Source organism: Pseudomonas marginalis, assembly GCF_008692035.1.
GTDB classification, from domain to species: domain Bacteria; phylum Pseudomonadota; class Gammaproteobacteria; order Pseudomonadales; family Pseudomonadaceae; genus Aquipseudomonas; species Aquipseudomonas marginalis.
In genome coordinates this window covers 215,590-226,913 of record NZ_VTFG01000003.1, presented here as the reverse complement: position 1 = coordinate 226,913, position 11,324 = coordinate 215,590, and the positions used below count along the sequence as shown (strand labels likewise).

The 11,324-nt window shown below is 59.1% G+C and carries 8 protein-coding genes; 4 read left to right on the top strand and 4 right to left on the bottom strand.

The features are described from left to right. Nucleotides 1–17: 17 nt before the first annotated feature. The gene (locus tag FX984_RS31045) at nt 18–800 is read right to left on the bottom strand and encodes an AraC family transcriptional regulator (protein WP_027607519.1); all 783 of its coding nucleotides are present in this window, start codon (nt 798–800) and stop codon (nt 18–20) included. A 102-nt stretch (nt 801–902) separates the two neighbouring features. Between FX984_RS31045 and FX984_RS31040 the strand changes: the two genes are divergently transcribed. The 3 genes from FX984_RS31040 to FX984_RS31030 all read left to right on the top strand — a co-directional run bounded on the left by FX984_RS31040 (nt 903) and on the right by FX984_RS31030 (nt 4,322). Next, nucleotides 903–1,760: an EamA family transporter gene (locus FX984_RS31040; protein ID WP_092357731.1), complete on the top strand. Its 858-nt coding sequence runs from the start codon at nt 903–905 to the stop codon at nt 1,758–1,760. A 126-nt stretch (nt 1,761–1,886) separates the two neighbouring features. After that, nucleotides 1,887–3,695 carry a monovalent cation:proton antiporter-2 (CPA2) family protein gene (locus FX984_RS31035; protein WP_146478188.1) on the top strand — a complete coding sequence of 603 codons (1,809 nt, stop codon included), beginning with the start codon at nt 1,887–1,889 and terminating at the stop codon, nt 3,693–3,695. Nucleotides 3,696–3,767: 72 nt separating this feature from the next. After that, nucleotides 3,768–4,322 carry a DcrB/PsbP domain-containing protein gene (locus FX984_RS31030; protein ID WP_027607522.1) on the top strand — a complete coding sequence of 185 codons (555 nt, stop codon included), beginning with the start codon at nt 3,768–3,770 and terminating at the stop codon, nt 4,320–4,322. A gap of 69 nt (nt 4,323–4,391) precedes the next feature. Here FX984_RS31030 and FX984_RS31025 read toward each other — a convergent pair whose 3' ends face one another. Genes FX984_RS31025 through FX984_RS31015 form a run of 3 tightly spaced genes read right to left on the bottom strand, consistent with a single transcriptional unit; the run spans nt 4,392 to nt 6,478 of the window. Beyond that, complete coding sequence (locus FX984_RS31025) at nt 4,392–5,111, bottom strand: alpha/beta hydrolase (protein WP_027607523.1); 720 nt, start codon at nt 5,109–5,111, stop codon at nt 4,392–4,394. An 11-nt stretch (nt 5,112–5,122) separates the two neighbouring features. Further along, entirely contained in the window at nt 5,123–5,878 is a 756-nt protein-coding gene (gene cobF, locus FX984_RS31020; protein WP_146478190.1) for a precorrin-6A synthase (deacetylating), read from the bottom strand. Between the two features lie 45 nt (nt 5,879–5,923). After that, nucleotides 5,924–6,478 (bottom strand): histidine phosphatase family protein, encoded by a 555-nt coding sequence (locus tag FX984_RS31015; protein ID WP_146478231.1) that lies wholly within the window; start codon nt 6,476–6,478, stop codon nt 5,924–5,926. Between the two features lie 158 nt (nt 6,479–6,636). On the opposite strand from FX984_RS31015, the gene FX984_RS31010 reads away from it, so the two are divergent. Further along, complete coding sequence (locus FX984_RS31010) at nt 6,637–11,322, top strand: dermonecrotic toxin domain-containing protein (protein WP_146478192.1); 4,686 nt, start codon at nt 6,637–6,639, stop codon at nt 11,320–11,322. Nucleotides 11,323–11,324: the final 2 nt, after the last annotated feature.

The following is an 11,324-nucleotide window of genomic DNA, read 5'->3' as shown; positions in this document are numbered from 1 at the left end:
GTGGCGGTCGCGAAGGCTCAGAACTGCGCCGCAGCCTTTGATTTGGCCAGGTAGCGCGCCGGCGAATCCCCCAGGTTGCGCCGGAACACGGAGGTGAATGCACTGGAACTGCTGAACCCCAATTCGAACGCGACATCGGTGATGGACGTGCCATGGCTTAGCCGTGCGGTGGCTTCCAATAGGCACACCTGTTGGCGCCAGGACACGAACGTCATCCCCGTGCCCTCGTAGAAATGGCGGGTGAAGGTGCGCCGGCTCATGTTCGACCAATCAGCCATCTCATCGAGGGTGATTTTCTGCGTGGGCGCATCCAGGAAGCGCTGACATGCTCGCGCCAGCCGCGGCTCGCGCGGCAATGGCGCGCTGAGTGGCAGCTCGGGCATGGCTGCGATTTCATCAATCAACAGCGTCAGCACGCAGTGATGCCTCACGCTGGGTAATGCCGAGGAGTCGATAGCCAGCGCCGCCTCCAGTAAATGCCTGAGCAGGGGCGACACTTCAAACACCTGGCAGCGCTCCTGCAACCGCGCCCGCTTAGCGGCATCGGCGTCCAGGTAGGTATTGAGCATCACCACATCCCCGCGCATATGCATTTCATGGGGCACACCACCCGGCACCCAGATCGCCCGTTGCGGCGGTACCACCCAGTTGCCGAGATCGGTGAACATTTTCAGCGCGCCGGTGGAGGCATAGGCGAACTGCCCACGTGAGTGCGTGTGCCGCTCAAAGACGGTGCCGCAAGGGTATTCGCGCAGCGTTACCACGGCTTCTGGGCTGGCGGAATCAAAGGTCGGAATCATGGCCCGATTCTGTCAAAAGATGGCCTTGTATAGCAAGCGGGCCAACCCGCCCCTCCCTAACATCAACGCCCTCGAAAAGCGTCATGACCAAGGGAACATTCCATGCTGAAAAAACACCTGGCGTTAGCCGTGCTCGTCACCCTGGTATGGGGGGTGAATTTCCCCATCACCAAACTCGGCCTGCGCTCGGTCGACCCTTTTGTCCTCACGGGCATCCGCTTTTCCCTCGCCGCCCTGCCGCTGGTGTTCTTCATCAAGCGCCCCGCCGTCAAATTCAGCTACGTGGCCGCCTACGGCGTCATCTTCGGGCTGGGCATGTGGGGCGTGATCAACTATGGCATCGAGAGGGGTGTGAGCCCCGGCATCGCGTCATTGATCATTCAACTCAGCGTATTTTTCACCATGGGCTGGGGTTGCGTGTTGTTCAGGGAAACACTCCGCGGGACGCAAATGGCGGGTGCATTTATGGCCCTGATCGGCCTGGCAGCTATCATCTCCACCCGAGAAGGCAGCCACGCAGTGCTGGGCGTGATGTTGATCGTACTCAGTGCGCTGGCCTGGAGCGTGGGTAACGTCATCGTCAAGAAGTCGGGGGTCACTGAGGTCTTCTCGTTCATGGTGTGGGCCAGCCTGTTTCCGCCGATCCCGTTATTTCTCATGGCTTGGCTGATGCATGGCAGCGCGCCGTTCGAAGGCTTGCAATCCAGCCTCGACATCATTGCGATCCTGTCCATTCTGTTTCAGGTGTACCTGGCGACGCACTTTGCCTACTGGGGCTGGAACTCGCTGCTCAAGCTGTACCCGGTGTCCATGGTGGCGCCACTGTCGTTGTTGATTCCGGTGTTCGGGCTCAGCAGTTCGATGCTGCTGATTGGCGAGCGCGTTCCCGCGCCAGACCTGATCTCGATTGCGATCATCATCGTCGGCCTGGCCGTGGGTTTGTACCGCAAGCCGGCGTGAACCGCCCGCCGCCAGACACACACTGGCGTGTTGTCCCCTCAAACGCAGCAAAAACACAATTTTCGAAAGGTAAAAAGCGCTCTAATACCCTCCTGTCGATTGGTTTTAAAGATCCTGGAGTTCGCAATGCCCCATGAAGGCAATCTGTTACAAGCAGCCGTGGTGTTCCTGCTCGCCGCCGTGCTGACCGTGCCCCTGGCCAAGCGCCTGCAATTGGGCGCGGTGCTGGGCTATCTGTTTGCCGGTGTGATCATCGGCCCGTCGGTATTGGGCCTGATCGGTAACCCGCAAAGCGTCGCGCAGTTCTCCGAACTGGGCGTGGTGTTGCTGCTGTTTATCATCGGCCTGGAGCTGTCGCCCAAGCGTTTATGGGTGATGCGCAAGGCGGTATTTGGCGTCGGCCTGGCCCAGGTGCTGCTCACCGGCCTGGTCATGGGCGCGGTGGCGTTGTGGCTGTTTGGCCAGTCGTGGAACAGCGCCATCGTGCTCGGCCTTGGCCTGGCGCTGTCGTCCACCGCGTTCGGCCTGCAAAGCCTGGCCGAGCGCAAGGAGCTGAACCAGCCCCACGGGCGCCTGGCGTTTGCGATCCTGCTGTTCCAGGACATCGCCGCGATCCCGTTGATTGCCATGGTGCCGCTGCTGGCCGGCAGCGATCATCCGGCCACCGAAGCCCAGGGCCTGCAACACGTCCTGCAGATCCTCGGCAGTATTGCCGTGGTGATCATCGGCGGGCGCTACCTGCTGCGGCCGGTGTTTCGCATCGTCGCCAAGACCGGCCTGCGCGAAGTGTCCACCGCCACCGCCTTGCTGGTGGTGATCGGCACCGCCTGGCTGATGGAACTGGTGGGTGTGTCCATGGCCCTCGGTGCCTTCCTCGCCGGCCTGCTGCTGGCGGACTCGGAGTATCGCCACGAACTGGAATCCCAGATCGAGCCGTTCAAGGGCCTGCTGCTGGGGCTGTTCTTTATCAGCGTGGGCATGGGCGCCAACCTCAGCCTGCTGCTCAGCTCGCCGCTGGTGGTGATCGGCCTGACCCTGCTGTTGATCGGTTTGAAGCTGCCGCTGCTGTACGCCGTGGGCCGCATGGTAGGTGATCTCAACCGCGAAAGCGCCCTGCGCCTGGGTGTGGTGCTGGCGGCGGGCGGTGAGTTCGCCTTTGTGGTGTTCAAGATCGGCCGCGACCAGGGCCTGTTCGAACCGCACCTCTACGACGTGCTGGTGCTGACCATCACCCTGTCCATGGCCGTCACCCCGCTGTTGCTGCTGGTCTGCCCCAAGCTGTTCAAGCCCAAGGTCAAGCCGGTGGAAGTACCGGAGGAATACCGCGCCATCGAAAGCGATGCGCCGCGCGTGGTGATCGCCGGCATGGGCCGTATGGGTCAGATCGTCGCGCGGATCCTGCGCGCGCAGAACATCTCCTTCATCGCCCTCGACACCTCGGTGGAAACCATCGAACTGACCCGCAGTTTCGGCGGCATGCCGGTGTTCTACGGTGATCCGCAACGTCCGGAGATCCTGCACGCCGCCAAGGTCGACCAGGCCGAGTTCTTCGTGATCGCCATGGACGACCCGGAGATCAACATCAAGACCGCCGAACTGGTGCGCAACCTCTACCCGCACATGCAGATCATCGCCCGTGCGCGTAACCGCCAGCACGTGCACCGCCTGGTGGACCTCGACGCCTCGCCGGTTCGCGAGACCTTCTACTCCAGCCTGGAAATGAGCCGCCGTACCCTGGTGGGCCTCGGGTTGACCCAGGCCCAGGCCGATGCCCGCATCACCCGCTTCAAGCACCACGACCTGCAAGTGCTCGCCGCCCAGCACGCGGTGTACGACGATGAGGCCAAGGTGATGCAGACCGCCCAGGAAGCCCGGGCGGAACTGGCGCGACTGTTTGAAATGGATCGGCTTGAGGAAGAGTCCGACAAGGTGTGAGGCTAAGGGCGAACGATATTGCGAATTTTCTGACAGAATGTGCCGCAATCTCGTTCACCCCTGGAGCGCTTCATGGCCACGTTCACCAAGACCGCTATCCTGCTGGCCCTCGCGCTGACCGCCGGCAGCGTCTTCGCCGCCGCCAAGCCGGCCACGCAAACCATCTCCACCCTGGGCGGTAAGTTCAACTTCAACCTGCCCAAGGGATATGCCGCCGACACCCTCCCGGCCGGCAAGGCCGAGGACGGCAGCGCCAATACCCAAGGCACGATGTACGCCAACCAGAGCACGAAAAGCGTGGTGATCGTCGCCGAAACCGTGCGTAACGACGGGGTGAGCATCAAGGACAACGACCCGCAGTTCCTCGATGGTGCCGTGGCCGGTTTCGTCAAGGACCAGAGTGCTGCCCTGCCCGACTTCAAGAAGCTGAGCGAGAAGAAACTGACCTTCAAGGGCCTCGGCCTGCGCCAGGTGGACAGCACCGCCACCCAGGGCGGCGGCAAGACCTTGAACTCCACGTTCCTCGGCGGCTCCGGCAACCACTTGCTGGTAATCCAGGCGATCTCGCGGGCCGATGATGCGAAGGGGCATGCAGAGCTGGTGAAGCAGATTACCGGCGGCAAATAACAAAGAGTCCTGACAACACCCATCAAAGGTGGGAGGGAGCTTGCCCCCTCCCACCTTTGTTCAGCGCGCTCACTTCAAACTCGTTTCCAGCCAGGCCTTCAGATCCTGCACCTCCGCCTCACTGACCGTGTGGTTCATCCCCGGATAGCCATGAAACTCCGGCTTCAACCCAAGCCCCACCAACACCTCATTCGCCCGCGTCGCCGAGGCATAGGGCAGTGCCTGGTCCAGGGTGCCATGGCCAATAAAGATCGCCAGGTTGTTCAAGCGTTGATCCGGCTTGAGCTCAGCCTTGAGCACCGGCAGCACGCTGCCACTCAGCGCCGCAATGCCACGCACCAGCTGCGGGTCACGTAAAGCCACCTCATACGCCATGATCGCGCCCTGGCTGAACCCCACCAGGAATACGCGGTCAGGCTGGGTGTGATACTTCGCGGTGGCTTGGCCGACAAAATCCTTGATCAGTTGGGCGCTGCTGTGCAAATCGGCGGTCACACCATCGTAATCGCCGTCACCCGGGGTCTTGGTAAACCAGCGAAAGCCATTCGGTTGCACCGGCGTCGGCGCACGGGCCGAGAGGTAGGTCCAGGTGGACGGCAGTGCGTCCTTGATGCCGAACAGGTCTTCCTCATTACTGCCGAACCCGTGCAGGAAAATCACCAGCGGCTCGTTGCGCGCATCGCCCTGGGTCTGTTCCAGGTACGCCAGCGGCAAATCGGTGTGCAACTCGGAATCGGCGTGGGCAACGCCGGCCATCAGGGTCAGCGCCAAGGCAAACAGTTTGAGCATGGGAAATGACCTCAGGGTTTGCGCAATAAATAGGTGTCCATGATCCAGCCATTCTCAAGGCGCGCCGCCTTGCGCACCCGTTCGATCTGTTCCGCCACGTCACTGACCTTGCCGCTGATCAATATCTCATCCGGCGTGCCCAGGTAGGCGCCCCAGTAAATCTCCAGGTCCTGATCAGCCACCGTGCGGTAGGAATCTTCTGCGTCGAGCATGACCACCAGGGTATCGGCCTCGCTGGCCTGCCCCGCCGCCAGGCGACGCCCCGTGGTGATCTCGATGGACTTGCCGATACGGTTCAAGGGCACCTTATGCTGGGCCGCCAGGGCCTGCACACTGGTGATGCCGGGAATCACCTCGAATTCAAAGGTGCAGCGGCCACAGGCCAGGATCGCCTGCAGGATGCGGATGGTGCTGTCGTACAGTGCCGGGTCGCCCCAGGCCAGGAAAGCGCCCACTTCACCGTCGGCCATTTCCTCGTTGATCATGCGCTCGAAGGTGGCCTGCTTGTCGCGGTTGAGGTCCTGCACGGCGGTGGTGTAGTCGATATCACCGCGCACGCGCTCGGGGCAGTCGGCCTCGACAAAGCGGTAGCCGGGTTCGGTGATATAGGTCTCGCAGATCTCACGGCGCAGGTCGATCAGCTTGTCCTTGCTCTGGCCCTTGTCCATCAGGAAAAACACGTCGGTGCGGTTCAGCGCCTTCACGGCCTGCATCGTGATGTAGTCAGGGTTGCCGGCGCCAATGCCGATGATCTGGATGCGTTTCATGGGGTGCTCTCATTGCGGGGCGTGGATTTTGCCATGTTCACGCCCTCAGGCGTGAGTTTCCAGGCGCAGGCGCCACACCGTGTTGAAGCGCAGCTCGGTGGCGGACAGCGGCTCGACGTCGATCCGGTAGAACATCGACACCGGGCACTGCATGACATGCAGCAACGCGGCGCGGACGACAAAGGGATGGGTGATGGCCACGATGTGCCCGGGCTGGGCCTCCAGGGTTTGCATCCACTGCGCCACCCGCCTGCACACCTGATCGACCGACTCGCCGCCATGGGGCGCGCTGGCGCTGTCAGCGAGCCAGGCCTGCAACTCATCGGCGTGCAGGCGACCAATGTCCACACCTTTCCATCGTCCGAAATCGCCATCGCGCAGGGCATCTTCAATCACCGCGTCACTGCCGAACAGTCCTGCAGTCTGCCTGGCGCGTGCCTCGGGCGCACACACCAGGCGCGGGGTTTTCTTATAGCGCCCGGCCAGGGACAGCGCGGCGGCTTGCCAATCCATCGCCACGGACTCGTTATCGGGAAAACGCCCGTACTGTTGAGCAGGCGTGGCGGCGTGGCAAATGAGGGTCAAGCGGGTGGCCTGCATCACTGCTCGCTCTGCATCGGGATAGGGCTCCGTATACACCAGAAACACATGGGCGGAACTGCCGAGTTTAGACATGCCACTCCCTACAAGCCACAGGTCGCAGGCAACAAAACGCGATTACGGTGTCGTCTTTTCCCTGACCATTACGAGAAAACCCTATGACCATCATGTCCCAGCCGGTAACCGTACAACCACAGCCAGCCACAACCCGATCATCGGCGAGCGCTCAGGACGGCGAACCCTCAGTACAGGGCAGGACCAAACGGTCACTGATTCAAACCGTCACACAGTGGCCTGTGAATCCACCGCCCAGCCCCAGGGATCCCCATTTTCAACACACCCTGGAACAAAGCAAGCAACTGCTGCACAAGAGCGATAAGGAAATGGCGATCCAGTATTGCGCCGCATTGATGCTGCTGGAAAGTCGCAAAGGTTCTGTTCCGAAAACCGCCGACCAGCCTCCCACGGTCACTGACATTCCACCGTTTTCCACCTTCGGCCAGGCTTGGGCACTCTTCACACTGGCGCTCAAACAAGAGCCGTTCGCAAGCTATGCCAAGAACCACAACATCGATATTTCCAGCCTCAGGTGGTTCCCCCATGCGGACTCGATGGAATGCACTATCAATGGCAAGACTCAACTTTTCTCCCACGCGACACCTGGCTGGCGAGAAGCCAGCGCCGCTGTCGCAGCCGCGGCAAAAGAGGTGGCTGCCGGTCGAGTTGAATCGTTCCAGTACACCGGCGAACACAGTGCCCCGATTGACGTAGTGGGTAACTTCTATGGCGAAGAGCCCGCGAGCCGTCAGATCAACCTGCTCAGTTCAATCCGCAGCCTCCGGGGCGGCACCTTCAAATCCCTGATGCCCCACAACGGTCCGCTGGCGCCGCAATTCATGCGCGTCAGGAAGGCACAAGGCGAAGTCGAGAACGCCATCGCCACGGCGACCTACAACGAAACCCGGGGTGTAGCAGATGCCAACCGCACGCCGACAATCTCGCAACGTGTCGAGGAGGCCGACCGGGAACTTGCCCGTGATGTCAGCAGATGGGTGGGAGTCAAAGCCACAGGCGGCCAGAACGAAGCGACTGAATTGACGGTCTCCGACCTTCCTAAGGATTCATCCTATATGCAGGCAGTGCAAGCCTATAAAGAGGCTCTCTCCAGCGATACTTTCAAGAAGTTCATGCAAACACACTGCGTAGATCCAAGAACTGTAGAAATCGATAATAAAGGGACTCTGTTTTGCAAGATAAGGAGCTCGGACGGCAGCTTCAAATGGATCCATTTCCCGGTTAAAAATCGACATTGGAAACCCATTCAAGATGACATTTTGAAAGCGGCGCGCGAGATAAGGGGTAGCAGTTCGCAGAGATTGCAGAACTATAACTACGTTAGGGAAAATCTCCCCATGGCGGGCATTCTGGATTTTTACGGAGTCCGCGAGCATTACGGCTCACCGCAGTGGCTCGAACAAAGCGCAGCACTCATTCGCGATGGGTTCCCTGCCCTGGACAAAGACAATCCTCCAAACGACCCACTCTCCCTTGCTGTGCGCGAACACCAACAGGCAGCCAAACAGCGCCTGGCGCGTACAGAAGGACTCCCCCCACCAAGCTTCCCCGTTCCCACAACGCCGTTCAGACGCAACCAGATCGACGCGGCCATACCTACGCCGGCCAAGCCATCCGCCCAGCCTGTAACGCCAGCGGATATCATCGGACAGCGTCTGTTTGGGGGCGAACCGAACCGTCAAACAGTGGTAGCCGGATTGCTAAAGGATGCCATCAGCACGGCATCTCCCTCTCTGAACGTCGATGTCCAGCAGTTGGCCTTCGCCGCCCCGGACCCGCAGAATCCGGGCCAGTTCCTGGAAACCCCCCTTATGGAACTCGCCCTTAACCATATTGCCGGTGCCGATGCACCGGTGTTCAGCCATGACGGCAAGTTTGTCGACACGCGTGCGAACGCGCAGGCACTTACGGGCAATCCGCCGGGCACCGCGCTGAACATCGATAGATCGGCGCTGCAAACGGCTATCAGTCAGTTGCCAGGCAAGCTGGACGAAGCCATGCAAGCAGCCAGGCTCGATTATTGGGGCAAGCCACCTTTCAATGAACCCGCCCCTGGTGTCGGTGCCGACGCGTCCATTTTCGGCGGAGATCGCCGATTGATGCTCGGTGAACTGATGCGCAGCAACCTGCTCCTGGCCAGTATGAAACACCCTGGGTTGAATGACATGCAACGGGAAACCCTCGACCTGGTGGCCAGGTACCCCCACGGCTCGACACGCCCCAAATTGGCGGATAGCTCCGTAACCGTGTTCGCTTTCTCCAGCACCGACAATGCCCGCCCCGATACCCCGCAATCCCTGACCCCCAACCTGGTCATAGAACGTATGTACCCGGGGCGTACGCTCGTGCTGGTGTGCGAGCCGAGCGGCAAGGTGACCCCCTACAACTCGTTGAATGCAGCCAAACAGGCGTGGGAAGGGAACCTGAAAATACAACAACCGAACGCAACGTTCAGCACTGAAGTGACCAAAGTGGATGCCGATGCGTTCTATATCCAGGCAAGCAATCTTATCAACAGAAACAACGCGGATGCAGTCACCACCTACCCTGCACTGCTCTCCTCCCAGCCCTCTGACGCAGCCGCGGAAAAGGTGTCCGACTGGATAAAAAACACCACCGATGTCAACCGTTTCATGCTGTATGAGCTCACCACGGAATTGGCGGGCTACATGCATCGCAACAAAGAACAAACCTATAACAGCGGGATCCCTGACCTCCACACGTATATACAGGACCAAGTAAAAGCCCTCTCACCGCCCCCCTTCACCTGTGATATCGATGATGTGGAAGTGCACTACTCCACGAATCTTGCCTACCTTACAACCCCGTTAGTGCGCCAAAAGTCCGGTAAAATGTCCCTCACCGAAGCGTTCATGCAGAACCTTGCACAGTTCATGTTCACCGAAGTAGAAGTACGAAACAAAACAACGGGAGCGCTTATACCCGCCCTAAGCAATAGAGATGCTTTCGACACGCTTATTGCGGGCATCGATGTCGGCAAGAACTATCCTGAGTTACTTAAAAAGGAATTGCTTGACGACCCAACTAAAAAGACAGAGCGCCAACAACGTTATGGGCAGCAAGTGCCCATTGAATTAAAAATCAAAGCCCTGGAACTGACCGCCAAAGGCGAGTCCGGCTTCGATAACGCAATGGGGTTTCGCTATCTCCAGGCAATTCTTGATCCCACGCCAGGCAATAAAACGGTTGACGGCAAAGAGATCACAATGCGTCCATTGGCGTTCGTACGTCAGCCCGGCAGCAGCCCTGACGTTGTTGAGAATATGTTCCTGATCGAACCCAAGGACAGCACCCAAGGCCCTCATATTCTCTATCGCCCACTGATGAACGATGCACCTTTGCTGCAGTTTCCTTCGCGGCAGGCATTGATGGAAGCCATCCAGAAGCCCGGAAAGTTGCAAACCGATATTATTGCCTGGCTACCGGATGAGTCCAGCCGCACGGTTTATCGCCATGGAGGGTTCAGCGAACCTCACCTGCCAGCTAACCGAGTTTTTTTTAGTGACTTCAATGCATTGCGAAAGCCGGATGCGCCGACGATCGCCACCGCAGGAACTGCGATGGATGACCTGCAAACAAAACTGCAATCCGGTCAATTGATGAACTATCTGTACGAGGCCAATGCCAAGGCCATGATCTCGTTGCAAGAACAGCACACGGTTTCGGATTCGGAAAGTCGGTGGGCGACACTGAAAGAAGGTGGATTTATGGTCCTCTCCGCAGTATTGCCCGTTCTTCGCGGACCCGCTGCCGTCCTCGGCATGGCAATGCAGCTTTACGGCGTCCTTGGCGATCTCGAAACCCTGACTAATGAAGAAGAAGGTAAAAAGGGCGATAAACTAACCGCCGCAGCCGATCTGTTGGTCAACTTCGCAATGTTGCTGTTTCTTCATCGTGCTGCAGGATCAAGATCTGCTGCACGTTCAAACTCAAGCAGTGCCGTCGGCATGCTGCCCGAAAATAGTGGGCGACCGCCACTAACTGACAATGCCTTCGTGTCAGGAGGCCGCATCGAACCACCAACAACGGTCGTTGAAAACAATCGTGTGCCCACCACCGAAGTAACAACCTCGACTGCAACAGATGGAACGCAATATCGCCCCGTCATTGAAGCCTTCGAAAAAGACGGATTACTGATCAGAACCCTTCAGCTCAGAAACGCGCATCTGGAGTTTCATAACACCGGTGAGACCCTTGACAACATTCGCGCACAGGGCGATGCCAACAGAGGACATGGAGGGCTGCGCAAATGGAGCCTGGCTCAAGCAGACTTGCTGCCCAACTACTACAAAATGGGTGACAACGCTGGAGCCCTGCCGCGAAACATGGCCATCTTGGCGTTTCCGGAAAAACTCCAGAACAACATCACCGCCATACATGAAAAAGATGCCTTCTCTGGGAACATCCAGGCCGACACGCGTTACATGGGGCAGGAGAACGCCCGCAAAGGCATGCAAGACTTATTGACGGAACTGAAAACCCAACAAGGCGAGCATCCCGACAACCCACTTGAAAACAGCGAAATCCAGACAGTGGGCGTGCCACCCGACGCACTGGCCGGCCTGGTTTTCTATGGTTCAAACGGTCAGACCTGGGAGGCCGCCAAGCCACAGTTTCAGAGAGCCATTAACCGAGCCGGCCCCGAGTTCGATGGGAAGTCATATCCTGTCTTTACCTACAAGGTCGAGGAAGGTAAAACCAGACTGGTATACCTCGAAACACTCAAGGTTGATACCAAGGCAAGCTAACG